The organism is Paramylibacter kogurei (assembly GCF_002742285.1).
Taxonomy (GTDB): Bacteria; Pseudomonadota; Alphaproteobacteria; order Rhodobacterales; family Rhodobacteraceae; genus Amylibacter; species Amylibacter kogurei.
On the sequence record NZ_MDGM01000007.1, the window covers coordinates 248,559 to 275,000 of the forward strand.

Here is a 26,442-nt window from a genome sequence, read left to right on the forward strand (position 1 = left end):
CTTTCAGTTATCGCGCAACTCGCGTCGCAAGATTTTCCCTACATTTGATTTTGGTAATTCTGTTAAAAAATGAACGTGGCGTGGGATTTTGTACCCCGTTAATTCGGTGCGACAATGCGCGATCAATTGGTCTTCTGTGATTGTGGAATCGGCTGATTTTACGACGAAAATTTTGATGGCTTCGCCCGTTTTTTCATCGCTCACCCCAATACATGCGCATTCGGCAACACCATCAGCGGCGGTGACGATTGCTTCGATTTCATTTGGGAATACGTTGAAGCCAGACACGATGATCATGTCTTTCTTGCGATCAACGATTTTCAAATATCCAGCTTCGTCAAAAATACCGATATCACCTGTGCGAAAATATCCGTCTTTGGTGAATGCTTCGGCGTTGGCCGCATCATTATTCCAATAGCCCGACATAACCTGTGGGCCAGTGCAACAAATTTCACCACGCTCACCAATGGGGGCGATATTGTCGTTTTCATCCAGCAATTTCACATCAGATGATGAAACAGGCAAACCACATGTGCCCGAGAAAAATTCAACAGATGCGGGATTAATACATAACAACGGTGATGTTTCGGACAGGCCATAACCTTCTTTGATATGTTTGCCTGTAATGGATTTCCATTTTTCAGATGTTGCTTCGATCACAGCAGCCCCGCCACCGATCGAAATTTTTAGGTCTGAAAAATCGATCTCGTTCACACGTGGATGCATTGCCAATCCGGCGAACAGCGTATTCACACCTGGCATCACCGTGATTTTTGCGTTCTTGATGCTGTCGATAAAGCTGTCCATATCGCGTGGGTTGGGGATCAATACGATTTTCCCACCCAACGACAGATAGGCGATGGACAACATCAGCCCAAAAATATGATACATTGGCAGCGCGCCAACCATGATTTCAGAACCAACATTCGACGCTTGTGGTACCACCGCTTTGTATTGTTCTGCGTTCGCAACGATATTGCGATGGCTTAACACTGCACCCTTGGACAGACCTGTTGTGCCACCCGTGTATTGGAAAAATATCGTGTCGGCATTGGTTAAACCCGGATCACGCAATTCCATGCTTGCACCCATTTCCAATGCAGATGCTAGCGGCGTTGTATCGGTAAGACGTTCATCCAATGCAGGGCTTGGGATTGGCAATTGGGTGCCATCACCCAAATCCAAACCGATAACTTTGGTGATTGGTGTGTCGTCAATGATTTCGGCCAATGTCGCAGAGACCCCGCCAAAAACCACGATGGTTTCTGCACCTGCATCATTCAGCTGATGTTTCAATTCACGCGGCGTATACAGCGGATTTACATTCACCTGCACTGCACCTGCACGGATAATGCCAAACATCGCAATCACGAATGCCGGCACATTTGGGGCCATCAACGCGATACGATCACCGCGTTTGATGTTGAGCGAACCTTGAAGATAGGCTGCGAAATTTCGGGAAAGCGTTTCCAATGTTTCATAGCTGGTCGTGTGACCAAAACATTCCAACGCGGGTTTATCTGAAAACTTGATCGCAGCGTCTTGAAATAATGCGCTTACATCTTTGTATGCTTCTGCATTGATTTCTGCTGGAACGCCATCATCATAGCTATCTTGCCAATGTCGAGACATAGGTTCTCCCCTCCCTATATTATAAAAAAAGGGCAGCAAGAACGCTGCCCTTTCAAAAAATATTAAGCAGCTTTGCGATTGTTGACCAGCTCAGCAATCGGTGCATATACGTTTTTCACGCTTTCTGTCGTAACGTCAGCAACTGTTTTGAAGTGTACAGTTGATGATTCAACGCGGTGCTGTACGTAACCAGCTTGCATTTCAACAAGGCTGCGCATGCAGTTTGCTTTCATGCTCATCTTGCCGTGATCAACAGTTTCTTGTGCGATTTCTTTGCCGATACCAAAAACTGATTTGGTGATTGCAGTTACACCAGAAACGTAAGCAGAAGCAGCTTCGCTCACAGCAGATTTTGCATCTGTGAATGTGTTGTTTACGTCTTGAACTGTTTCAGCTGTTTTGTCTGCTGCAGTTTTTGCAGTTTTCTTTGTGTCAGTCATTTGTTTATTCCTTTTATGTATTAATCAGGCCGTGCCCTGGGTGGTGAAACGCATATAACACCGAAATGTTGCAGTGCACCATTTACGTTGCGACACTAATTTATTGGGATTTTGTGACGTCACGATATTAAAATACAAGTTTGGCGATAATCGCCACGCGGGTTTCAACCATAAACACAGGCACCCGCAGCAGGTTTTTTGTGCACTTGCGTTGTCTGCCTTAGGTTGGGTTGGGTTTATCGCCAACAAATTTAATGCAGCCCTTGCATGTTTGTGACGCTACGTTAAAACAGCATCAAATCACTACATTGGAATACTTATGCAAATTTCATTATTTCGCGCCGCTATTGTGTTGGGGCTTATGTCTACTGTTGGGCCGTTTGCAATTGATATGTATCTGCCTGCAATGCCAGCAATTGCTGATGACTTGGGCGTTGCGCAAACAACGGTTCAAGCAACAATCATAACCTATTTCGCCGCTTTTGGTTTGGCGCAATTGGTATATGGCCCATGGGCAGATCAATCAGGGCGCAAGCGCCCGATTTTGGTCGGATTGACCATCTTTATCATCGGCTCGTTTGGATGTGCCGTTGCAGCAAACGTAGAGGCATTGCTTGCTTGGCGATTTGTCCAAGGCTTGGGTGCGGCCGTCGTGATGGTGGTGCCACGCGCCATTATTCGCGATTTGCACACAGGGCCAGAGGCCGCGCGCCTGATGGCGTTAATTATGATGGTCATTAGTGTTTCACCAATGCTTGCCCCGTTGGCTGGAAGCGGTGTGATTGCAATTGGAAGCTGGCGTTTGATATTTTATTTCCTCTGCGCAGCTGCATTGATCAGCATTTTGTTAGCGATTTTTATCCTGCCAGAAACATTGCCCACTGAAAAACGGATTCCGATCAATTTTCGCGCCATGAAACGTGGCAGCAAAACATTGTTAAGCGATCCATATTTTATGATGCTCACCCTGATTGGGGCCTTTGGTATGGGAAGCTTTTTCGTATTCTTATCCAGCGCGGCATTCGTATACACTGGGGAATTTGGGCTTTCGCCTGTGCAGTTCAGCTTGGCATTCGCAGTCAATGCCATCGGATTTTTCAGCGCATCACAATTTGCAGGCCCATTGGGAGAGCGGATCACAATGGCGCGCGTTGTATTCTGGGGCACCAGCGTTTTCACATTCTTTGCGGTGTTGTTATGTCTCTTGGCGCTTTTGGGATTTGCCACATTGCCTGTAATTATTGTCTGCTTGTTCTGTGCCAACGCTGGGCTTGGGCTTGTGATCCCATCAACGATGGTAATGGCGCTTGATCCTCATGGTGAAATTGCTGGGCTTGCCTCATCTTTGGGTGGCGCAATTCAGATGGTCATGGGTGGCCTCATTATCGTTGCAACCGCACCATTTTTTGATGGCACGGCATTGCCGATGATTGGTGCGATTGCGTTATGCGCCATTGCCGCCTTTGTCTGTGCGCAACTGGTATTGCGCCGACAAAAGCGGATGCAATCCTTGTCAGTTGGCGGATAGCAACACGTCGCCATATTGTTCGCGCAGCTTATTTTTCAAAATTTTACCTGTCCCGCCAAGGGGCAGTTCATCAACAAAGATCACGCGATCGGGTACTTGCCATTTGGCAATTTTACCATCGTAAAATTCCAAAATCTCTTGTTCGCTTGGCGTGGTTCCCTCGACCCTTATCGCCAATAACACGGGGCGTTCATCCCATTTTTCATGACGCGCAGCAATCGCCGCCGCGTTGGCAATATCTGGATGTGCAATGGCGATGTTTTCCAGTTCCACCGTTGAAATCCATTCACCACCTGATTTGATGATGTCCTTTGATCGATCGCGGATGATTAAATAGCCATCGCCGTCAATCGTTGCCACATCACCTGTGTCAAACCAGCCATCATCGGTACATGCGGTTTTGTTTGATTCAAAATAAGTATCAACGATCCAGTGCCCGCGAATTTGCAAATCGCCCTGCGTGGTTCCATCATGTGGCAATATCGCCCCTGAATCATCAACCAGACGCAACTCCACACCATATGGCGGGCGTCCCTGACCGCGGCGTAACTCTGCCTGTTGGGCGTCGGACAGGGTAGAATGTTTTTGCAGCAAGTTATTCATGGTGCCAAGCGGGCTGGTTTCCGTCATGCCCCACGCATGAATTAATTCCACCCCGTATTTGTCACGGAAAATTGGGATCATCGATGGCGGCAAAGCAGAACCGCCAACAACGGTGCGTTTTAATGATTTTGCTTTGCTGCCAGAGGCTTCCAATGCACCAAGCAACCCCATCCAAATGGTCGGCACGCCAAGCGCGATACTGACGTTTTCACCGTCGATCAAACGCACCAAACTGTCCCCATCCATTCCAGGACCGGGCAACACCAATTTGCACCCAACACCCGCAGCGATATATGGCACACCCCATGCGTTCACATGAAACATCGGCACCACTGGTAGCACCGTATCGCGCGCCGAAATCGCCAACCCATCCGGCTGATTTCCCCCCAACGAATGTAAAACCGTTGAACGGTGCGAATATAAAACACCCTTTGGATTGCCGGTTGTGCCTGATGTGTAACACAGGCTGGATGGGCTATTCTCATCAATATCTGGCCATTTAAAATTGGCGTCAGCATCCGATAACAATTCATCGTAAAACAACAACCCATCCAACATCGCCGCCGCTTCGTCATCGCGCGGCCCCATCAAGATCACAGCCTTTAGTGATTTTAAATGTTCGCCCAGCTTAACCGCGATAGGCAAAAAGGTTTTATCAACGAATAAAACCTGATCTTGGGCGTGATTAATTATGTAAATTAACTGTTCGGGAAACAGACGCGGATTTATGGTGTGGCACACCATGCCACCACCGGCGACACCAAAATAGATTTCCAAATGACGGGCGTTATTCCACGCAATCGTTGCACAACGCGCACCTGATTGAATTCCAAGCTGATCAAGAGCATTTGCCAATTTGCGTGCGTTTTGCTCGATGGTTTTCCAATTTGTGCGCAACACAGAACCGTCGGTTTCAACCGAAACGACCTCTGTTGTGCCATGATAATTTGCGGCGTGTTCTGCCAGTGAACTGATCGTCAACTGGCGATGCATCATTTGGCCAAGCATGCGAAACCTCCCGAATGTTAAAATTGTCCTCTTGAAAGAAAGGCTAGTGTTGTGAATGGTTTGTTGCAACATGCTTTGGCTTGTCGCGTAAAACTATCTTCGATAACATCCGGTCAAAACAAAGGTATCCGTGATGAAATATGTAATTGAACCTGCCAAAACCTGTGGTGTTGATGTGGTGGGGACGGATGCAAAATTTCCTGTGCGGCGCATCTATTGCGTGGGGCGTAATTTTGCCGATCACGCTATTGAAATGGGGCATGATCCCGACCGCGAACCACCGTTTTTTTTCCAAAAAAATCCACAGAATGCCGATAATTCTGGTGTATTCCCTTATCCCGATCACAGCGATGATGTGCATTTTGAGATTGAATTGGTTGTGGCGTTGAAATCGGGCGGGCGTAACATTGCCTTTGACGATGCGCTAAGCCATGTTTTTGGCTACGGCGTTGGGTTAGATATGACGCGGCGCGATCTGCAAGGGCAGATGAAAAAAATGGGTCGCCCGTGGGAAATTGGCAAAGCATTTGAACATTCCGCACCGATGAGTGCGTTTGTACCAGCCAGTGATATTGGCCACCCAAACAGCGGGGAAATTTCGCTTTGGGTCAATGGTGATCAACGCCAGATTGGTGATCTTAACCAGATGATTTGGAAGCTGCCTGAAATGATCCAATACCTATCGCAATATTTCGAAATTGGCGCAGGGGATTTGATCATGTGCGGCACGCCTGCGGGCGTGGGTGCGATCAAACGTGGTGATAAAATGTTCGGCTTAATCGCTGGTGTTGGTGAATTGTCCGTGGATGTAATTTAAACGCGTTCCACCCAAACCACGTCCGCGGCATTAATTCTGACCCCGTCAAATTCGCAGGGCTCTGGTGCGTAATTGATATAAAATCGATGTGATGGTGTATCGCGCACACGCAAACCATCCGGCAAGTTAAGCGTTTCGATTTCAACCGCAGAACAAAGCGTTTTAACGATGTCCAAATATGTATCATCATCGGGCCAGCCCGCCATGTAATGTAAACCACCCGCACGCATGATCGCAGGTTTGCCATCACGCGTTTTGCGAACAACCTCGCCTTGCCCTTCGAGATGTTCAAACCAGTGCAAAAACTGTCCACCGCCATCAAGTGCAATCGCGCTGTTTGGCGGAATGCTTTCTAACAATGATACCGTGGCATCAAGCATTGGAACATTTGGCCCCATTGGAATGGGAATAGAAAGTTCGTCCGTTTTCAAACCTGTGCGCGGCCCCAACAAGGCCAAACCATCAAATTCTGCAAGCCGTTGGTGCAGATTATCATTTATGTGCATCAAACCGGGTGCGAGCACCAATTTATATCCGTCAATCGCATGATTGGGCGATATAATATCCACAGATAATCCCGCACGGCGCAGCGCGCGATAGCTGGCCAATGCCAAACGGAACATATCAAAATCCGCACCTTGAGGTTGAGATTCCCACGCCCAACAGGAATGATAATCAAATATCAGTGCAACATCTGCGCTCACCGTTCCCACATCAGACAGTTGCGCGATTTCATCCGCCACTTGTTTACATTCCGCCATTGCGGGTGCATCCACCCCATCGGGGCGTTTCAGGCCTGCGTGCATTTGTTCCTGGGCAAAGGGGGCTTGGCGCCAGCGAAAATAACATACGGTTTCCGCCCCGTGCGCAAATGCCTCCCACGCCCAAAGCCGCGCCATTCCATTGAGAGGCGCTGGATTATACGGCGCCCAATTCACAGGGCCTGGCTGTTGTTCCATAATCCACCATCGCCCCTTGCCCACAGCCCGATAAAGATCATGGTGAAAGGCTTGCATATCTGGATCACCTTGACGCAGATACCGCGCCTTGTGTTCATCGCTTGCCTCAAGCCGATCAGATAAAAATCCAATGGGATAGCTATCCCAACTGGCGATATCCAAATCCGCGCCCACCGCATAGTGATCAAAATCTGTCACCCGCCCCATATAATTATGGATGATTGGCGCATCAGAATGTGCACGAATTTCATCGACCTGAATGCGGTTAAAAACAACCACCTGATCCGAACTAAACCGGCGAAACGCCAACATATGTGGATGGTTCGGTTCTGTCACGGTCAGGTTGGGTAAATCCACCTGATCAAATGTATCATATTCCATCGACCAGAACACATTGCCCCACGCTCGGTTCATCGCATCGATTGATTGATACCGCTGCGCCAACCAATCCTGAAACGCAACACGCGCAGCATTCGAATAGCTTCGCGTTGTATCATGACAGCCGTATTCATTATCCGTCTGCCACGCAGCAATATGGGGATTTTTTCCGTATCGTTTTGCCAAAATACGCGTAATGCGCCGTGATTCAGATTTGTAACCTTCGTGACTAAAACAATAATGACGGCGTGAACCAAATTTGCGTGGTTGCCCCTGTTCATCAACAGCCAACATATCAGGGTGTTTTTCCAAAACCCATTTTGGCGGCGTTGCCGTAGGTGTGCCAAGGATAATTTTTAACCCTGCCCCACCCAGCGTTTCAATCGCCTGATCCAACCATTCAAATTGAAAATCGCCCTCTGATGGCTCCAAACGCGACCACGCAAATTCACCAATGCGCACCCATGACAGACCCGCCGCAACCATATCGCGGGCATCTTGCGCCCATTGATCCATCGGCCAATGTTCTGGGTAATAACATACGCCAAGCGTTCGTTTCATAATATAACCTGATGTTCCTGTTGCCCTTGGGCGATGTTCATATGAAGAAATGTTTTTCCGCTGTCAGGGTTTTTGGCAAGTTCTTCCGCACCCAATCCTTGGGTTGCTGATGTACAATAAAGATCGCGCAAATCTGCGCCACCAAAAGCGGGGCATGTGATTTGTTCCGCATCACATCGAACTTCGCGCAAAAAATTACCATCGGGTGCAAAACAAGCAACTCCGGCCCCACCCCATTTCGCCAGCCACATATTTCCATCCGCATCAATCACTGCACCATCTGGCGACCAATCTTGATCATGTAGATCAAGCCACACAATGGGTGCGCCAACTGGCCAACCATTATTTGCATCCAAATCTTGGCGCATGATCTTTTTGCTTGGTGTATCTGTAAAATAAGCAAAGCGTCGATCGGGGCTAAAACAGATCGCATTGGAAATGGTAATCGGCGCATAAAGTTGACGCAACTCACCACAATAATATCGATAGATCGCCCCCGCATCCGGTTCTGCATTGCGCCCCATGGTGCCAATCCAAAATCCACCCCATGGATCGGCGCGGCCATCATTTGATCTGGTGATCTTATTGTCCGCTTCCAGCGGGGCAATTTTCTGATGTTCACCCGTTTCGATATGAAATTTTAACAATGCAAATTGAGATGCAATCAACAGATGATCTTGGTCAATCCATCCCGCCGCAGAAACATGATCGTTGAATTGCCATTCGCGATCCGAGGTCAGCAATGTCTTGCGGTTGATATCAAACCAGAAAAATTGTTTGCGGATTGGATGCCACAATGGGCCTTCGCCCAATTTACAGGCACGATCATCAAATATCATTTCACCGCCTCGTCATAGGCGGCAACCATCGCGCGTGCGCGTTTTCCGACATCTTTTGCTGAACTATTGGGTGTATAAAGTGCTGTGCCAATACCAAACCCTGTCGCACCCGCGGCCAACCATTCGCCAAAATTATCAGCACCCGCACCACCAACCATATAGGTTTCCGTTTGCGCCGGCAAAACAGCGCGCAATGCTTTTAATCCAGACACGCCAAGCAACCCCGCTGGGAAAAATTTCAACCCATCGGCACCTGCGTGCAATGCGGCGAAACATTCGGTTGGGGTCAAAACACCTGGATAGCTTTGCATTCCCAGTGATTTGGTTTTTTTGATCACGTCAATATCGCAATTGGGCGAAACAATCATGCGACCACCCACATCAGCAACGCGTGCAACATCATCGACGGCTAACACTGTACCCGCCCCAATAGCGGCGACATCTCCAAATTTTTCAACCATCATCCCAATGCTATCAAACGGATTGGGAGAGTTCAGCGGCACTTCGACACGATCAAATCCCGCTTGAATCACAGCGGCACAAATTTCCACCGCTTCGGTCGGTTTTACACCACGCAAAATGGCGATTAAGGGGCGGCTCATGCTGTTTCCTTTAGCGATTGATAGGCAGCGTTTAAACCTGCCACTGTCATGTGATCGGCATCGGTACGCATGGCTGACACACCTTGTTCAAGCAAAGCAGCACTATATATTTTTGCCAGCTTCTCATCGCCCAAAATCGCGATTTGTTGCCCCAGCCAATATGGGCGTGCCGCTGCCAATTCTGCACCAACCAACAGGCCCGATAAACGGGCGCGTGCAACCTGTGCCGATTGCCCTGCCAGCAACCCATCTGCACGCAATGAAAACAAACGCCCTGCGATGCGTTCAGGTTTGGACATGCTGTCAGATACGGCATCGATGAATGCGTCGTCATCCCAACCTTCATTGGCAATCGAATGGCGAAGAACCGTGTTTTGAGACAGCGTATCGAACATTTCACCTGTCATGAATGTTTGAAACGAAACAACCTCGCCTGCGCTAATGTGCACCCATTTGGTATGGCTACCGGGTAAACAAATAACCCCATCCCAATCAGGATTGGTTGCGATGAAACCGGCGATCTGGGTTTCTTCTCCGCGCATCACATCGCTTGGGTTATCTTGTCGAATACCGGGTACGATATAAACCGATAAATCGTCCCCATTTACGGGTGCTTTGATCAGGCCATCTGGCAATGGTTTGCACGGTGCCTTTGTATATGGTGCTTCGATCCAGCCTTGGCGCGATCCAACCATGCCACAGGCGACAACGGTTGTTGATCCACCTAAATTCCAGCAAGCAATAGATTTACGCAACACTGTTTCAAATTGATCGCGTTCCAGCCCGCCCATCCCATCAGATGAACAAGCCATATCCAATGCACGCCCCGATTTTGAAACAGCCCAAGCACGTAGATTTGTTGTGCCCCAATCAACCGCGATCCAATCGGGTGAAATATTTTTGTCTTCGCTCATCCTGTTACCACAACACCGCCATCAATTACCAAGGCTTGGCCTGTCATCGCTTTGGATGATTTGGATGCCAAAAACAAGACGCCATCAACGATATCTTCTGGTGCCAGAGGGTCAGGCAAACATTGTCGTGCGATATGCGCGTTTAGCCCTTCTTCGGTGACCCACATATCTTTTTGTTTTTGGGTCAAAACCCAGCCGGGCGCCAATGCATTTACCCGAATATGATCAGAGCCAAATTCACGCGCCAATGAACGCGTCAGACCATTAATCCCTGAATTCGCCATGGTATAAAGAGGATATCCCGCATTCCCCATCATATAGCTGATGGAAGAAAAATTGATAATTGAACCACCACCGTGTTCGCGCATACCGTCAACCACAGCTTGGGCTGCGAAAAAATATGCCTTGAGATTCACATCCAACATAAATTCCCAAAATTTTTCGTCCACCTCATCGGCGGAGTGACGGGCATCGTTGGCCGCATTATTTACCAAAACGCTGATGGGGCCGTGGTGTTCGCCAGCTTGCGTGATGCATTTTTTCAATGCGGGAATATCGGTAATATCACATTGCATAAAATGGGGACGATTGCCGCCGTGTTTTTGTTCCATTTCATCGCAAAACGCGCTTGCATCGGATCGCCCGACGAATGCAACCTTGGCACCCTGTGCCAAGAACCCATCGGTGAGCGCGGCACCAATGCCCGATCCACCACCGGTGATAAACACCGATTTCCCTGCTAAATCGCGAAAGGTTACGTTATCTGTCATGCTGCCACCTGTGTACGTGCCCATTCGGGCAACCAATCGCCATGTTGCGCCAACAGATCATCCACCATGGCGCGGATCTGATCCAAATCCAATTCGGCGGCGGTGTGCGGATCCATCATTGCAGCGTGGTAAATATGTTCGCGATCTTGCGTCAGCAACGCTGCCACGGTCAGTTCCTGAACATTCACATTGCTCCGCATCAGTGCGATCAATTGAGGTGGTATATTATCCACCACTGTTGGGCTGATGCCATTGGCATCAACCAGACACGGCACCTCTACCGCCGCACCCACTGGCAATTGTGGAATAAATCCATGATTGGCGACATTGCCGTAAATCACGGCTGGCGTATTGGTAGACATCGCATTCATGATTGTAGCTGCGTATTCATGGCTTTTGGGGACTTCGATTTTATCGGCCTTTTTGAACGCCTCTGCCTGTGATTTCCAATCGGCGATTTGTTCTTCGCATCGGGTCGGGTATTCGTCCAAAGGGATTTGAAACCGCTTAATCAAATCATCGCGCCCAGATTTAATAAACCACGGCACATATTCAGCAAAATGTTCTGAGCTTTCCGTCACAAAATAACCAAGCTGTTTCATCATTTCATAGCGCACTAAATTTGGGCAACGTTCATTCGCACCTGTTGTACGCGGATAGGTTCCATTGCGATAACCATCAAACAGGCGTGGATAAACATCGGCATATGATCCATCTGCAAGTCGTTCTTCCAATTCCAGAAAAAATGCAACGTGGTTTATGCCCGCCACCTTGTAACGCAGTTTATCAACATCAACGCCCAGATCATGCGCCAGCTCTGCCGCCGTGCCCTGTACCGAATGGCACAGGCCCACCTGTTTGATATCGGGATAACGCGCCGCAATCGCCCAAGTATTAATTGCCATTGGATTTACATATTGCAACATCAATGCATCGGGGCAAACCGCACGCATGTCTTCGCAGATATTCCACAAATGTGGCACTGTGCGCAGCCCGCGCATGATACCGCCAATGCCCAATGTATCTGCAATCGTTTGGCGCAAACCATATTGTTTGGGGATTTCAAAATCTGTCACCGTGCAAGGTTTGTACCCACCGATTTGAAAAGCAACGACAACGAAATCTGCCCCCGTCAGCGCGGCGCGTTGATCGGTGTAGGTTTCAACAGTTGCACCAACATCCATAGACGCGATCATTTTTTTCGCAACCAATTCAGATTCATCCAAACGGGATTGGTCAATATCCATCAATGCAATTGTTGCATCAGAAAGCGCATTATAATGCAGCGCATCCCCCACAATATTTTTCATAAAAATTGTGGAGCCAGCACCGATAAAGGTAATTTTCTTTGGCATGGTTTTATCCTATTTCACAGCGCCCAAAGTCAGGCCAGCAATAAAGTGTTTCTGCATCAAGAAGAACATCGCAACAGGCGGAATAGCCGCCACGATTGATCCTGCACTCATCAAATGATAGGCGGCGCGATACTGTGCATTAAACGATGTAATTCCTGCGGTGACGGGTTGGCTTTCAACCCCTTGGGTCAGAACAACCGCCCAAAAATAATCGTTCCAAATAAAGGTAAAAATCAAAACCGCAAGTGCCGCGATGGCAGGTTTCATCAAGGGCAAAACCACATACCAGAAAATGCGCCATTCCGCGATACCTTCGACGCGCGCGGCCTCGATCAATTCAAACGGCAATGCGCGGATGAAATTGCGCATGAACAGTGTACAAAACCCAGTTTGAAAGGCGATGTGGAATAAAACCAAGCCCGTTTTCGTATTATACAAACCCATTTGTAATGTCAGATCACGCACAGGCACCATCAAGATTTGAAAGGGTACAAAGTTGCCTGCAACAAACAGGAAAAACACCGCCAAGTTCAGCTTGAACCGATAAATGCCAAGCGCAAATCCCGTCATCGCGCTCAGCGCAACTGCACCGATCACGGTGGGAATGGTGATGAACACGGAATTCAACAAATAGCGCGGCATGTCAGATTCCAAAAACACCCGCCCGTAATTTTCAAAGCCTGCAAATTGCGATGGTAAATTCCAGTAGTTCCCTGCAGAAAAATCACCCGCGGGTTTGATTGAAAACAATGCCACCGCAATAAGCGGTAAGAGCCACAAAACAAGCGCTACTGGCAGCAAGGATTGATATGTTAATTGCCACGTGCGTGACGATTTTTCGATAGGTGTTGGAAACATATCAATGCCCTCTTTCTTCTTTGTACATGGAGTACAAGAAATAGGTGATGAAACACAGCATGATCAGGAACAGAACCACCGCGATGGCGGCGCCATATCCCATGCGAAAACCGTATTCGGATAGTGCCACTTCGAACATGTAAAAGCTTAACACACGGCTCTCCCCAAAAGGGCCGCCATTGGTCATGATTGAAATCAAATCAAATGATCGCAGCGCCCCAATCACGGTCACAACAAATGCAATGAATGTAGCCGGTTTCAGTTGTGGAATAATCACATACCACAACATGCGCCAACCCTTGGCACCATCAAGGCGTGCTGCTTCTATCTGTTCTGGATCAACGGCGTTTAAACCTGTCAGATACAAAATCATGCAATAGGCTGTTTGCGGCCACAGACCCGCAGCGATAATGCCATATGTGACATATGTCGGATCGCCCAGCACATTGATTGGGCCAAAGCCAAACCAACCGATAAACGTATTTAACAATCCAAATGTCGGATCATAAAACCACGTAAACACCAAACCAACCACGACTTGTGAAATGACAAATGGGAAAAAGAATAGGGATTTGTATAACCGTATCCCCGTCACCGTTTGGTTCAAAAACAATGCAATGAACAGCCCCGCAGGGATCGCCAGCAAATACAAGGCCAGCCAGATCAGGTTGTTGCGCAAAGATATATAAAACGCCGGGTCATGCCACAATTCACGGTAATTTTCCAAACCGACCGATGTGCCCTGCCCCAATCCATCCCAATCAAGGGTGGAAATATAAAAGCTCTGGAATACGGGCAATATGACGTAGAAAAGAAACATCAAAATGCCTGGGATCAGGAACAACCAAGGTGTCAACGCAATTTCATTGCGTTTATACCACGAACGATTTGAATGATCGGCTTGCATGGACATAGCTACCCCCAAAAACAGACAAAAATGGCGGGCGCATAACACGCCCACCAGAGGTACATTTTATTATTTGTAGATACGCTTTGCCGCCGCATCCAAGCGCGTCAGGATGGCATCAAGATTATCAGGGCGAACCATGAATTCTTGGAAACCTTCCATGCCGACCTTGGCCATTTCCGCAGGCGCGTCACGGTCAAAGAATTGCGCAAGCGCATACGCGCCATTCAGCATTTCAAACCCTTGGGATACAAATTTATCATCTGCATTCACTGATGATTTATTGTTCACAGGCAACTGTCCCAATTTGGCGTTGATTTCTGTTTGAACATCCGCTGATGCAACATATTGCAAGAACGCTTTGGCGTTTGCCTTGTTTTTCGCATTCGATGGAATATGCAATGTGTCTGTTGGTGCTTCTTCGGCCATTGGCACACCTTCAACGATCATTGGGAATTGATAGAAATCCAATTGATCATCGGTGACACCTGCGTCTTTGATCGCATCAACAGCAAAGTTACCCATCAAATATGCCGCGGCTTCGCCTTTGGCCATGAATGGGATTGCTTCTTGCCAGCTGTATGCAGTGTGGTTGTCGATAAACGCACCCATGTCGATCAGCTCGCGCCAATTTGCGAATGTTTGCTTCACGCGATCATCTGTCCATGCAACACGTCCAGCGGTTAAATCCATGTGGAATTCATAACCATTTGTGCGCATGTTCAAATAATCAAACCAACCCGCAGCAGTCCAAAGGAATTTCGTGCCAATTGTGTAACATTTGCGACCAGAATCCAAAACCGCCTGACAGTTGGATTTCATTTCTTCAAATGTTTTTGGCTCTGTCAGACCCAATTCGTTGTAGATATCCGCACGGTAATAAACACCCCATTGGTAATATGAATAAGGTACACCCCATTGTTTGCCATCAATGGTCATCGCCGCCTTGGTTGATGCAAGGTTTTCACCCAATTCACCTTCCCAAAGATCAGATACATCTTCGAACAAACCCGGCTGCACATATGGCAACATACGATTGCCCGCATACCAAGTTGCAACGTCTGGCGCATTCGCGGTCAAGAAGTTGCGGATCTGCGTTTTATACGCTTCGCGATCGATAATGGTTGTTTCGATTTTCAGATCAGGATGCATACCCTGAAATTCAGCGATCATTGTTTCAAATGTTTCGCGCGGCGCAGGGTTTGATGTATCAAGGAAGATTTTCAAATCCCCTGACAGCCCGTCTGCAAACGCAAAAGAAGTGGTTGCCGTAACGGCAGCGAGCGCCGCAATGGACGCCTTTGTGATGGAACGCATGTGAATCCTCCCTGGTGCTTCCAAATAAAACGAGTTCCACTATGTGAAACTTAGTTTTGATTATTGATACTTAAGCGCGACTCGCCTATGCTTGTCAAGAATTTAGATGAAATCTGTTCACGGCGAGGAGGCCAAACAGATAAAATTCTAAACGACGCGGGAGGATAAATATGGCGCAACGTGACGGCGACGGAACGATTGGCAAAGCCCTTAGTGTAATGGATCAAGTGGCCAATTTCGGCCGCCCTGTGAAATTTTCGGAATTGCTAGATGGGTCAGAATTCCCAAAGGCAACTTTGTTTCGTTATGTGCAGGCGCTGACGAATCAACGCATGTTGCGTTTTGATCCTGATCGCAACACATATGCACCCGGTGCACGTCTGATGCGTCTGGCACATGCGGCGTGGGAACAAAGCTCGCTCGCGCCCATTGCGCGCCCACATATTGATCGACTGAGCGAAATCGTCGGCGAAACTGTGCATCTGGCACAGCTTGATAATGCACAAGTGTTATACGTCGACAAGCGCAACGCCACCCAACCCATCGCCATGTTTTCAGAAGCAGGCAAGGTTGGCCCGGCCTATTGCACTGGCGTGGGCAAAGCGATGCTGGCCTTTTTGGACGAGGACACATTATCAAGCGTGATCGCTCAACAATCATTTCACCAATTTACGCCTTCTACATTGAAAAATGAAACGGAATTGCGTGCCGAACTGGCCGAAATTCGCGCCAATGGATATGGGTTCGATCGTGAAGAACACGAACCCAGCATCATCTGTGTCGCCATGCCAATTTTAACACCACGCGGGCGCATCTTGGGCGCATTGTCCGTGACCAGTTCAACCACCCGCACCAATTTGGCCGCGATGGAAAAGCTGGTTCCAGAATTATCAAAAACCAGCCAAGCCATTGCCGCAGAGGCACAGGATTGGCGTTTTCCAGATCTTAATAAATCACAAACGATGGGGGCATAGCATGTCAGGCGTCACACTGAATAAAGCGATTAAAAAATACGGCGATGTACAGGTTATCCACGGCATCGATCTTGAAATCGATCATGGCGAGTTTTGTGTATTCGTGGGGCCATCGGGCTGTGGTAAATCCACGCTGTTGCGAATGATAGCAGGGCTAGAGGACACAACCGATGGTCAAATCCATATTGGTGATCGTGATGTCACCACCATGGATCCATCACAGCGTGGAGTTGCGATGGTGTTTCAAACTTACGCGCTTTATCCGCATATGACGGTGAAACAAAATATGGGGTTTGGTTTGAAAATGAACGGCCACCCCAAGTCCGTTATCGAAGAAAAGGTCGCAGAAGCCAGCCGCATTTTGAAACTGGATGAATACCTGTCACGCAAACCCGCTGCCCTCTCAGGTGGTCAACGCCAACGTGTTTCCATTGGTCGCGCCATCGTTCGTGGGCCAGAAGTATTCTTGTTCGACGAACCGCTTTCAAATCTGGATGCCGAATTGCGTGTGGAAATGCGTGTGGAAATTGCGCGTTTGCACCGCGAAATTGGTGCCACCATGATTTATGTCACGCATGATCAGGTCGAGGCGATGACACTGGCCGATAAAATCGTGGTTCTGCGCGCAGGTGTAATTGAACAGGTTGGCGCACCAATGGAATTGTACCGTGACCCAGACAATAAATTCGTGGCAGGTTTCATTGGATCACCCGCTATGAATTTCATTTCTGGGCAGGTGCAAAAAACCAATGTGAAAATCGGCGCAACAGGCGATACGCTTAAACATAAATTGCCATCGCCCTATCATGGGCGCGTTGTCACGATTGGTCTTCGTCCCGAATTTATCACCATTGATCCAACCGGTGACACATTCAGCGTTGAAATATCTGAAAGTTTGGGTGGGGTTTCATATGTGCATCTACGCGCAGATAATGGTGAAAAGCTTATCGCGGAACAACGCGGGGATATTCGTTCCAACGAAGGCGACCGTGTTGGCATTTCCTTTGACCGAGACACAGTTATGTATTTCGACACAGACAGCGAAAAGCGTATTCGGATATAATTTTTAATATACGCCCGATTTTCGGCGCACCGCAGCGCTGAAATATGTACATTGGGCATATGTTATATGAACGCTTAAACCCAGATATACTTTATACAGCTCTTGTTGCGCGTGATCCATCATATGATGGGCGCGCCTTTGTCGGTGTTACATCAACTGGCATTTTTTGCCGTCTTACCTGCCCTGCACGAAAACCTTTGCGCAAAAACTGTCAATTTTTTGAAACCGTCAGCGATTGCGTGAACGCAGGGTTTCGCGCATGCAAACGATGCCACCCAATGACCCCGATGGCGGATGCGGATCCTGCGATTATTGCCCTGATGAATGCGTTGGAAAATCGTCCGCATTATCGCTGGACGGAAAACGATATCATCCAAATGGGGTTTGATCCATCCACGGTACGCCGTGCCTTTAAGCGTCATTTTGGGCAAACCTTTTTGGAAATGGCACGCCAAAGACGCCTAAGCGAAAGTTTCACCACCCTTTCTGATGGCGGGCGTATTATCGATGCGCAAATTGATGCTGGTTTTGAATCTGCCAGTGCATTTCGCACTGCATTTGCAAAACTTATGGGTAAATCGCCAGCAAATTTTGCCAAAGACGCGATGCTCAAGGCCGATTGGAACAACACCCCACTTGGCCCCATGATTGCAGTATCCTGTTCAAAGTTTCTGCATCTTTTGGAATTCATTGACCGCAAGGCACTGCCTAAAGAGCTGCAAAAACTTTCGCAACAGGTGCGCGGTGATATTGGGATTGGTACCATGCCACCAAGTGAGCAAATTCGTGAAGAGCTCACCGATTTTTTCGCTGGAAAGTCCGCCGAATTTCGCACCCCTGTCGCCATGCATGGCACACCATTTATGCGCTCAGTTTGGCGCACACTTCGTGAAATACCAGCGGGACAGACCCGCAGCTATTCCCAAATTGCACGCACAATTAATGCCCCAAATGCCGTCCGCGCTGTTGCGCGGGCAAATGGTGCCAACCAAATTGCGTTGCTGATACCATGTCACCGCGTGATCGGCGCAGACGGATCGCTCACAGGATATGGTGGCGGGTTGTGGCGTAAACAGCGACTAATTGAAATTGAAACGCTTTATAATGCTACAAAAGCCCCTGAAACCTAAGACAGCATCACAAAAATCTATAAAGTACTTAACCGCATTTACTGTGACCACAAGATGCGCATGTCATACAGCCTTCGATCATGCGCATTCCGGGTGTGCCACAACTTGGGCAGGATTTTCCGCCAGATTGACCCATTGCCACGACCTTGGCTTCGGGGTCGGATTTCAAATGCTCGCCTTCGCCGGCAATGAAACCTATTGCGATCATATGGGTTTCGATTACACCACCAATTGCGCCCAAAATGGACGGGATATATTTGCCCTGCACCCATGCACCACCGCGTGGGTCGAACACGGCCTTAAGCTCTTCGACCACAAAGGACACATCACCACCACGACGGAACACAGCGGAAATCATCCGTGTGAGCGCGAGCGTCCATGCATAATGTTCCATGTTTTTTGAATTTATGAACACCTCGAACGGGCGGCGCTGGCCGTTGGCGATCACATCATTGATGGTGATATACATCGCATGTTCGGATTCCGGCCATTTCAATTTATAGGTATGCCCTTCCAGCGATTCAGGGCGATCAAGCGGTTCCGCAAGGTAGACAACATCCGCACCTGTATCCACCTCTGGCGCTTTTTCAGTATCCTCGGACACGCTCAAAACCGAACCTGTTACATCATTGGGGCGATAGGTTGTGCACCCCTTACAGCCCTGATCCCACGCGGCCATATAAACCTCTTTGAAATCATCAAAACTGATGTCTTCTGGGCAATTAATGGTTTTGGAAATCGAGCTGTCGATCCATTTTTGCGCCGCTGCTTGCATGCGCACGTGATCCAATGGTGCGAGCGTTTGCGCATTCACAAAATGATCCGGCAATTCGGTATCGCCAAACTTGTCACGCCACATTTGAACGGCGTAATCCACGACCTCTTCTTCGGTGCGTGATCCGTCTTTTTGCAAAACTTTGCGGGTGTAGGCATAGGCGAACACTGGCTCGATGCCAGATGAAACATTGCCTGCATAAAGGCTGATCGTGCCCGTGGGCGCGATGGATGTCAAAAGCGCGTTGCGAATGCCGTTTTTGGCAATTGCGGCGCGCACATCATCGTCCATTTCCAACATGGTTTCTGATGCCAAGAACGCATCCTTGTCAAATAATGGGAACGCGCCCTTTTCCGCTGCCAAATCGGCGGATGCAAGGTATGCCGCTCGCGCAATCGCTTTCATCCATGTTTCGGTTTGTTGTGCAGCGGATTCTGATCCGTAACGCTCACCCACCATCAACAATGCATCGGCCAGCCCTGTTACACCCAAACCGATACGACGTTTTGCCTGTGCCTCGGCGCGTTGCGCATCCAACGGAAAACGCGATGCATCGACCACGTTATCCATCATCCGCACGGCGGTGCGCACCAAATCATCCAATGCGACCAAATCCAAATCGGCATTAGCCTCGAACGGGTTGGCCACAAGGCGTGCCATGTTGATCGACCCGAGCAAACACGCACCATATGGCGGCAACGGTTGTTCGCCACATGGGTTGGTTGCGGCAATCGTTTCAGCGTAATGCAGGTTGTTTTTCTGATTGATACGATCAATGAAAATCACACCTGGTTCGGCATAATCATACGTGCCTTGCATGATTTTGTTCCACAAATCTCGCGCTTGAACCGTTTGATAAACCTTGCCATCAAACACCAATTCCCACGGGGCATCGGCCTTGACCGCCTCCATAAACGGATCAGTCACCAGAACCGACAGGTTAAACATACGCAACCGCGCCGCGTCCTGTTTGGCAGAAATAAATTGTTCAATATCGGGATGATCACAACGCATGGTCGCCATCATTGCTCCACGGCGCGAACCAGCGGACATGATCGTACGACACATCGCATCCCACACATCCATAAATGACATTGGGCCAGATGCATCGGCGGCCACGCCTTTTACATCTGCGCCTTTGGGGCGAATGGTGGAAAAATCATACCCAATTCCGCCGCCTTGCTGCATGGTCAATGCGGCCTCTTTAAGCATTTCAAAAATACCGCCCATGTCATCGGGAATCGTGCCCATGACAAAACAATTGAACAATGTCACCGAACGCTTTGTCCCCGCACCCGCCAAAATACGCCCCGCTGGCAGAAATTTAAAATCCTCTAGCGCGGAATAAAATTTGTCTTCCCACGCGTCAGGCGTGGTTTCAACACGCGCCAAATCACGTGCAACACGGCGCCAGCTATCCTCCACGCTGCCATCAATGGGGGTTTGTTCCGCATCCTTGAAACGGTATTTCATATCCCAGATTTGTTCGGCGATAGGTGCGGAAAAGCGGCTCATATATTTGTCTTTCGGTTTTTGATTGGGCAGGAACATAACGTAAACGATTTACATCTGATTTTCTATGTTTATTTTGAACGAATGGATTCTACAATCAACCTTATCAAATTAAGTGTCGGCACCGAAACGCCCGAAACCTTGGCCGCGTGGCAGACATCGCCACAAGCCCAAGGAAGCGACGGTTTACCGCGCCATATCACCCGCATGTGGCCACGGCGCGAGGCCGAGATTTTAAATGGTGGTTCGATTTTTTGGGTGATCAAAGGGTTTATTCAAGCACGCCAAAAAATCATTCGCTTGGACGAAGTGATTGGCGATGATGGCATTCGCCGCTGTGCAATTGTGTTGGAGCCTGAAATCATCCGCACCAGTACCGTGCAAAAACGCCCGTTCCAAGGGTGGCGCTATTTAAACATCGCGGATTCCCCACCAGATTTACCAAAACAACGTGCAGATGATGATGAATTGCCACAGGAATTGGAAATCGCACTGGCCGATATTGGATTGATTTAATGCTAAACGACCAGATGATTATCAATCAGCCGTGCGCGCCCCAAATAGGCCGCGCCAAAAATACGACAGGATGTTAGATCCACTCGTTCCACGGTTTCCAAACTGATCGCATCGCGACATTCGATATAATCGATCTTTTCAAATCCCAACGACAATAATTTGTCGCCCGCCGCGGCGCAAATTTCCGATGCAAAACCACCCGTCGCAATATCATACGCCGCCTTTTTCAAAACCACATTGAATTGGCGTGCGATATCAATTTGCGCACCCGATAAATATCCATTGCGCGATGAGAGTGCCAATCCATATTCATCGCGCACCGTTGGAACACCTGCGATTTCTGTAGCGATATCCAAATCACGCGCCAAACGACGAATGACGGCCAATTGCTGCCAATCTTTTTCACCAAAAAATGCCATATCGGCACCTGCCTGATTCAACAGTTTGGTTACGACCTGGCTCACCCCGTCAAAATGACCGGGGCGCGATGCGCCACACAATACCGTCGTCAAACCATCCACCACAACGCGGGTTGAAAACCCTTCGGGGTACATTTCACGCACCGATGGAATAAACACCGCTTGTCCACCAACAGCGCCAATCATTTCGCTATCTTTAGCTTCGGTACGCGGATAGCTATCCAAATCTTCGCCAGCACCAAATTGGGTTGGATTGACAAAAATTGTGGTGATGACGCGATCTGTTTTCTCCAATGCATTACGTACCAGCGTCATATGCCCATCGTGCAAACCACCCATTGTGGGCACCAACCCAATACGCAATCCTTGCCCGCGCCAATCGGCAACTTGGTCACGCATTTCGGCGACGGTGCGAAAAATGGTGGGGCTGGTCATAACGTGATGTCATCCCATTTTACCAGCGCTTGCATTTGCGCCAATGACGCACGCGCATCATCGTTCCAATCTGCAAATCGCGATGCAAATAATGTGGCCTCTGATTTTAATATCAACCCATCGTTCAGAATTTTCAGATGGTTCGCTTCCAGCGTGGAACCGCTGGATGTGATATCAGCAATCGCCTCGGCGGTCAGGTTTTTCACCGTACCTTCGGTGGCACCTTGACTGTCGATCAGTTGATAATCGGCAACGCCCTTGGATTGCAAAAAACCGCGCACCAAATTGTGGTATTTGGTGGCGATGCGCAAACGAAACCCGTGAACTTTTCGAAACTGTGCCGCCACCGCATCCAGATCCTCCAGACATTCCACATCGACCCAACCCTTTGGCACCGCAATAATCAAATCGGCAAAACCAAATCCCATTTGCGCCAGTACCGCGACCTTTTCTTGCCATGGCAATAATTTTTCGCGGATCAAATCAAGCCCTGTGACACCCAGATGAATGCGACCTGCGGCCAATTCTTTGGGAATTTCACCTGCGGATAGCAACACCAATTGCACACCATCCACACCCGAAACCAGCCCCGCATATTCGCGATCGGAACCTGTGCGTTCCAAGGTAATGCCATGTTGTGCAAACCATGCAATTGTGTCGTCTTGCAGCCGCCCCTTTGACGGCACACCCAGTTTCAACATCACGCAACCCCCAGCAATAAATCAGGGCGGATCACACCACCCACAGCGGCAATGTCGCGCCCATTGCCCAACACGGATGTCAGCGCATCATATCGCCCACCGCTGGCGATCACCTGTTCGCCACGCTGGAACCCAAATACAAACCCGTCGTAATATTCCATACTGGTCAGGCCATAGCTGCCTTCAAACGCGAGCGTATTCACATCAACGCCGTGTTTTGACAATGCTGCCAGACGTGTTTCAAACACCGCTATCGCACCAGCGATTGCAGGTAAATCAGATTGCAATTCGCGCAGTTTTTCCACAGCCTGCGTTGCGGTGCAATCAAGGTTCAAAATGGCTTCTATCACAGCCAATTCACCGCTTGGTAAATTGGGCTCATCCACATCATTGATGAGGCTTTCGATACGTGTGTGAACCTCTGCCTTGCTACGCAGACCCAAAAATTTTCCGCTCGATTTTATCAGCGTATCAATTCCATCGGCCTTCGCCGCTTTGATCAACTCAACGCGCGATGCAATGGGCGTTGTTTTCCCGCCAAAACGATCCAGTAATTGACGAAACCGTGTGGGTCGCCATGAATGGCGTAACAATGCCGCGCGGCGTTTATCACTGGTGGTTAGCCCCGCAATTGCGGCACGCAAAATCCCGATATCACCCGTACCAACGGTTAAATCATCCGGCAAGATTTCACGAAACAATGCGAATACTTCGGCATCTGCCACGGCGGGATCGGTGCGATCAAACAATTCGAAACCGACCTGAATAAATTCGCTCGCCTTTTGTGACCCTGCATCCTGTTTGCGCCAGACCGAACCGTTGTAACAATATCGCGCAGGCTCGGCGCCCTCGGACATATGGCGTTCAACAATTGGAACGGTAAAATCGGGGCGCAACATGCGTTCGCCCAACACGGGGTCTTGGGTGACATAGGCACGTGCGCGAATATCTTCGCCGTATAAATCCAACAACGTATCCGCTGGCAACAATGCATCCGATTCCACATGCAACGCACCCGCATTGCGAAATGCGGTTTCTAATGTTGCGGCCTGTTCACGAATGGCTGCACGATTGTCATTTAACATCACACGGCCCCTTCGGCGCGAGCAATCATTTTACGCACCTCGTCAACCAGATCGCCGCGTTTGATTTCCATCTGCGCGGGCTGTGCTTTCCATTCTTCGGTGGTTTCGATTTCTGCAGATAATCGCGCACCCAGCGCCAGATCCTTGATCTGTACCACGCCGCGCTCTTTTTCATCGCCACCTTCGATCACGGCAACGGGGCTTTCGCGTTTGTCGGCATATTTCAATTGATTGCCGAAATTTTTTGGATTGCCCAAATACACTTCGGCGCGGATACCTGCGTTGCGCAATTCCGAAACCATCGCCTGATAATCGCCCATGCGATCACGATCCATGACCGTCACCACAACTGGCCCCTTGGATTGCGCATCAATACGACCCTTTTCGCGAAGCGCGGCAAGCAATCTGTCAACACCGATTGACACACCCGTTGCAGGCACCGCCTGTCCAGTGAAACGTTTGACCAAATCGTCATAACGCCCACCACCCGCAACCGAACCAAACTGGCGTTTGCGGCCTTTTTCATCCAAAATTTCAAAGGTCAGTTCAGCCTCGTAAACAGGCCCAGTGTAATACCCAAGCCCGCGCACAACGGATGGGTCGATGACAATGCGATCTTCGCCGTACCCTTGTGCGGCGCACAGGTTGGCGATTTCTTCAAGTTCATCGACACCTTTGCCACCTTCATCCGAACCCGCAATAGCGTCGCGCAAATTGGCAATGGTCTCAACGTTATTTGCACCCTTGGACAGCAAGATTTTCAAAACGATATTGGCCTGTTCTAATGTCAATCCAACGCCATCGATTTCAGCGCCCGATGCATCGGTGCGACCGGTGGTGAGCAATTGACGAACGCCTTCTTCGCCGACCTTGTCGTATTTATCGACCGTGCGCAAAATGTCATCGCTTGATACTGTCGCGCCCTCACCCGCAAGGCCAAGCGTTTCCAACAAACCGTTTAACACTTTGCGGTTATTCACACGCACGATGTAATCCCCGCGGGGAATGCCAACGGTTTCCAATGTATCGGATAATAGCGAACAAATTTCCGCATCTGCGGCCATGCTGGCCGTACCAACGGTATCCGCATCACATTGATAAAACTGGCGATACCGCCCAGGGCCTGGTTTTTCATTGCGCCACACTGGACCCGTTGCATAACGACGGTACGGCGTTGGTAGGTCATTTCGATTTTGCGCATAAACCCGCGCCAATGGTGCGGTCAGATCATAACGAAGCGCCATCCATGTGTCGTCTTCGTCTTGCCATGCAAACACACCCTCATTCGGGCGATCCACGTCTGGCAGGAACTTTCCAAGTGCCTCTACCGTTTCAACACCGCTGCTTTCAAGCGCGTCAAAACCATAGCGATGATAAACAGATGTGATCGCATTTAACATGTCATTTCGCTGTGCAACTTCGGCACCGAAATAATCACGAAACCCCTTGGGCGGGAGCGCCTTTGGGCGTTGTGGTTTCTTTTCTCTGTTTCTGGCCATGGTGGTGGTTCCTTATCTTGGCGCCACGTCTAACGGATTGCACAGAATGGGGCAAGTTGACTTGCGCATATCAACGCATCGGCGTATCAGATTTGCATGGAACCAACACAAGATATCATTGATTTGCAAATCAAACTGTCCGAAGCACAACGCATGATGGATGAATTGTCCGATATCGTCGCGGATCAGGCCAAGCGTTTGGAAATCGCGGAACAACGGATTCAGATGCTTATGGAACGCGCCGCCGATGCTGAAGCACAGGCAATGAATGGTGTGGCTCTTGGCGATGCAAAGCCACCCCATTGGTGATCAGATCGGTAATTCGGTCACATCTTTTTCCGATTTCATGACGAAATTCGACAATACGTTTTGCACAAAACCGCTGCGCAAAAAATTGTGGGTTAAGAATTCTTCGTATTCATCCATATCTTTGACACGGATTTTCAAAATGTAATCCGCCGACCCCGATGTTTTGTGACATTCCTGAATTTCGCCGTGTGCATTCACCAAACGCAAAAACCCATTCACGGTTTCCAAACTATGATCAGCCAGTGAAATATGCGCCAAAACGCAAAGCCCACAATCCAACAGCTTGGGGTTAAGGATCGACACCCGCCGCATGATCAACCCGCGTTTATCAAATTCCTGCAATTTACGCCAAAGCGTGCTTTGAGCAATACCCGTGCGTTCGCTCAACTGTGCCAGTGATAGCGTCGCATCGGATTGTAATTCTCGCAATACCTGCAAATCTTGATCTGAACACTTCATGGATTAACCTAATTTAAAAAATATTTCTCATTTTTTAGCAGAATAGGCGAAATTTTGGAAATTATTTTCCACAAAAC

Annotated in this window: 25 protein-coding genes; 7 read left to right on the plus strand and 18 right to left on the minus strand. The window is 49.0% G+C overall.

Annotation, left to right across the window (positions count from 1 at the left end; all coding sequences use genetic code 11):
- Positions 1 to 3: 3 nt before the first annotated feature.
- Both BFP76_RS03335 and BFP76_RS03340 read right to left on the minus strand, forming a co-directional pair.
- Entirely contained in the window at positions 4 to 1,632 is a 1,629-nt protein-coding gene (locus BFP76_RS03335) for an AMP-binding protein (RefSeq protein WP_099591753.1), read from the minus strand.
- Between the two features lie 62 nt (positions 1,633 to 1,694).
- Positions 1,695 to 2,072: a phasin family protein gene (locus BFP76_RS03340; RefSeq protein WP_099591754.1), complete on the minus strand. Its 378-nt coding sequence runs from the start codon at positions 2,070 to 2,072 to the stop codon at positions 1,695 to 1,697.
- A 319-nt stretch (positions 2,073 to 2,391) separates the two neighbouring features.
- Between BFP76_RS03340 and BFP76_RS03345 the strand changes: the two genes are divergently transcribed.
- Positions 2,392 to 3,600: a multidrug effflux MFS transporter gene (locus tag BFP76_RS03345; protein WP_099591755.1), complete on the plus strand. Its 1,209-nt coding sequence runs from the start codon at positions 2,392 to 2,394 to the stop codon at positions 3,598 to 3,600.
- On the opposite strand, the gene BFP76_RS03350 is transcribed toward BFP76_RS03345, so the two are convergent.
- Complete coding sequence (locus tag BFP76_RS03350) at positions 3,586 to 5,211, minus strand: long-chain fatty acid--CoA ligase (RefSeq protein ID WP_099591756.1); 1,626 nt, start codon at positions 5,209 to 5,211, stop codon at positions 3,586 to 3,588. The two genes, BFP76_RS03345 and BFP76_RS03350, sit on opposite strands and share 15 nt — an antisense overlap.
- A 133-nt stretch (positions 5,212 to 5,344) precedes the next feature.
- On the opposite strand from BFP76_RS03350, the gene BFP76_RS03355 reads away from it, so the two are divergent.
- A complete protein-coding gene (locus BFP76_RS03355; protein WP_099591757.1) occupies positions 5,345 to 6,028 on the plus strand; it encodes a fumarylacetoacetate hydrolase family protein in 684 nt (227 codons plus the stop codon).
- Here BFP76_RS03355 and BFP76_RS03360 read toward each other — a convergent pair.
- From BFP76_RS03360 to BFP76_RS03400, 9 genes are all read right to left on the minus strand, one after another.
- The gene (locus tag BFP76_RS03360) at positions 6,025 to 7,926 is read right to left on the minus strand and encodes a beta-galactosidase (RefSeq protein WP_099591758.1); all 1,902 of its coding nucleotides are present in this window, start codon (positions 7,924 to 7,926) and stop codon (positions 6,025 to 6,027) included. The genes BFP76_RS03355 and BFP76_RS03360 overlap by 4 nt on opposite strands.
- On the minus strand, positions 7,923 to 8,765 hold the full coding sequence (locus BFP76_RS03365) for an SMP-30/gluconolactonase/LRE family protein (protein ID WP_099591759.1): 843 nt from the start codon (positions 8,763 to 8,765) through the stop codon (positions 7,923 to 7,925). Before BFP76_RS03365 ends, BFP76_RS03360 begins: the two co-directional genes overlap by 4 nt.
- Positions 8,762 to 9,367 (minus strand): 2-dehydro-3-deoxy-6-phosphogalactonate aldolase, encoded by a 606-nt coding sequence (locus BFP76_RS03370; protein ID WP_099591760.1) that lies wholly within the window; start codon positions 9,365 to 9,367, stop codon positions 8,762 to 8,764. The genes BFP76_RS03365 and BFP76_RS03370 overlap by 4 nt, the downstream gene beginning before the upstream one ends.
- A complete protein-coding gene (locus BFP76_RS03375) occupies positions 9,364 to 10,281 on the minus strand; it encodes a 2-dehydro-3-deoxygalactonokinase (protein WP_099591761.1) in 918 nt (305 codons plus the stop codon). Before BFP76_RS03375 ends, BFP76_RS03370 begins: the two co-directional genes overlap by 4 nt.
- Positions 10,278 to 11,051, minus strand: coding sequence for an SDR family NAD(P)-dependent oxidoreductase (locus BFP76_RS03380; protein ID WP_099591924.1), 774 nt, complete (start codon positions 11,049 to 11,051; stop codon positions 10,278 to 10,280). Before BFP76_RS03380 ends, BFP76_RS03375 begins: the two co-directional genes overlap by 4 nt.
- Positions 11,048 to 12,406, minus strand: a complete 1,359-nt coding sequence (melA, locus tag BFP76_RS03385; RefSeq protein ID WP_099591762.1) for an alpha-glucosidase/alpha-galactosidase — start codon at positions 12,404 to 12,406, stop codon at positions 11,048 to 11,050. Before melA ends, BFP76_RS03380 begins: the two co-directional genes overlap by 4 nt.
- Before the next feature lie 9 nt (positions 12,407 to 12,415).
- The gene (locus tag BFP76_RS03390; protein WP_099591763.1) at positions 12,416 to 13,264 is read right to left on the minus strand and encodes a carbohydrate ABC transporter permease; all 849 of its coding nucleotides are present in this window, start codon (positions 13,262 to 13,264) and stop codon (positions 12,416 to 12,418) included.
- A gap of 1 nt (position 13,265) precedes the next feature.
- Positions 13,266 to 14,177, minus strand: coding sequence for a carbohydrate ABC transporter permease (locus tag BFP76_RS03395; RefSeq protein ID WP_099591764.1), 912 nt, complete (start codon positions 14,175 to 14,177; stop codon positions 13,266 to 13,268).
- Positions 14,178 to 14,240: 63 nt separating this feature from the next.
- Positions 14,241 to 15,488, minus strand: a complete 1,248-nt coding sequence (locus BFP76_RS03400) for an ABC transporter substrate-binding protein (protein ID WP_099591765.1) — start codon at positions 15,486 to 15,488, stop codon at positions 14,241 to 14,243.
- Positions 15,489 to 15,658: 170 nt separating this feature from the next.
- On the opposite strand from BFP76_RS03400, the gene BFP76_RS03405 reads away from it, so the two are divergent.
- The 3 genes from BFP76_RS03405 to BFP76_RS03415 are packed head-to-tail and all read left to right on the plus strand — an operon-like array spanning position 15,659 to position 18,655.
- Positions 15,659 to 16,462 (plus strand): IclR family transcriptional regulator, encoded by an 804-nt coding sequence (locus tag BFP76_RS03405; protein ID WP_099591766.1) that lies wholly within the window; start codon positions 15,659 to 15,661, stop codon positions 16,460 to 16,462.
- Between the two features lies 1 nt (position 16,463).
- Positions 16,464 to 17,525, plus strand: coding sequence for an ABC transporter ATP-binding protein (locus BFP76_RS03410; RefSeq protein ID WP_099591767.1), 1,062 nt, complete (start codon positions 16,464 to 16,466; stop codon positions 17,523 to 17,525).
- A gap of 59 nt (positions 17,526 to 17,584) precedes the next feature.
- Positions 17,585 to 18,655 carry a bifunctional transcriptional activator/DNA repair enzyme AdaA gene (locus BFP76_RS03415; RefSeq protein ID WP_099591768.1) on the plus strand — a complete coding sequence of 357 codons (1,071 nt, stop codon included), beginning with the start codon at positions 17,585 to 17,587 and terminating at the stop codon, positions 18,653 to 18,655.
- Between the two features lie 28 nt (positions 18,656 to 18,683).
- Here the strand turns inward: BFP76_RS03415 and BFP76_RS03420 are convergent, their stop codons facing one another.
- Entirely contained in the window at positions 18,684 to 20,945 is a 2,262-nt protein-coding gene (locus tag BFP76_RS03420) for an adenosylcobalamin-dependent ribonucleoside-diphosphate reductase (protein WP_099591925.1), read from the minus strand.
- Positions 20,946 to 21,026: 81 nt separating this feature from the next.
- Here BFP76_RS03420 and BFP76_RS03425 point away from each other — a divergent pair, with 81 nt between their 5' ends.
- Positions 21,027 to 21,458: a DUF1489 family protein gene (locus tag BFP76_RS03425; protein WP_099591926.1), complete on the plus strand. Its 432-nt coding sequence runs from the start codon at positions 21,027 to 21,029 to the stop codon at positions 21,456 to 21,458.
- A 2-nt stretch (positions 21,459 to 21,460) separates the two neighbouring features.
- On the opposite strand, the gene panC is transcribed toward BFP76_RS03425, so the two are convergent.
- Genes panC through hisS form a run of 4 tightly spaced genes read right to left on the minus strand, consistent with a single transcriptional unit; the run spans position 21,461 to position 25,597 of the window.
- A complete protein-coding gene (gene panC, locus BFP76_RS03430) occupies positions 21,461 to 22,312 on the minus strand; it encodes a pantoate--beta-alanine ligase (protein ID WP_099591769.1) in 852 nt (283 codons plus the stop codon).
- The gene (gene hisG / locus BFP76_RS03435) at positions 22,309 to 23,016 is read right to left on the minus strand and encodes an ATP phosphoribosyltransferase (RefSeq protein ID WP_205661364.1); all 708 of its coding nucleotides are present in this window, start codon (positions 23,014 to 23,016) and stop codon (positions 22,309 to 22,311) included. The genes panC and hisG overlap by 4 nt, the downstream gene beginning before the upstream one ends.
- Positions 23,013 to 24,098, minus strand: a complete 1,086-nt coding sequence (locus tag BFP76_RS03440) for an ATP phosphoribosyltransferase regulatory subunit (RefSeq protein WP_099591771.1) — start codon at positions 24,096 to 24,098, stop codon at positions 23,013 to 23,015. Before BFP76_RS03440 ends, hisG begins: the two co-directional genes overlap by 4 nt.
- The gene (gene hisS / locus BFP76_RS03445; protein ID WP_099591772.1) at positions 24,098 to 25,597 is read right to left on the minus strand and encodes a histidine--tRNA ligase; all 1,500 of its coding nucleotides are present in this window, start codon (positions 25,595 to 25,597) and stop codon (positions 24,098 to 24,100) included. The genes BFP76_RS03440 and hisS overlap by 1 nt, the downstream gene beginning before the upstream one ends.
- 96 nt (positions 25,598 to 25,693) lie before the next feature.
- Here hisS and BFP76_RS03450 point away from each other — a divergent pair, with 96 nt between their 5' ends.
- Positions 25,694 to 25,906: a SlyX family protein gene (locus BFP76_RS03450; RefSeq protein ID WP_099591773.1), complete on the plus strand. Its 213-nt coding sequence runs from the start codon at positions 25,694 to 25,696 to the stop codon at positions 25,904 to 25,906.
- On the opposite strand, the gene BFP76_RS03455 is transcribed toward BFP76_RS03450, so the two are convergent.
- Positions 25,907 to 26,365, minus strand: a complete 459-nt coding sequence (locus BFP76_RS03455) for an Lrp/AsnC family transcriptional regulator (protein ID WP_099591774.1) — start codon at positions 26,363 to 26,365, stop codon at positions 25,907 to 25,909.
- Positions 26,366 to 26,442 lie beyond the last annotated feature (77 nt).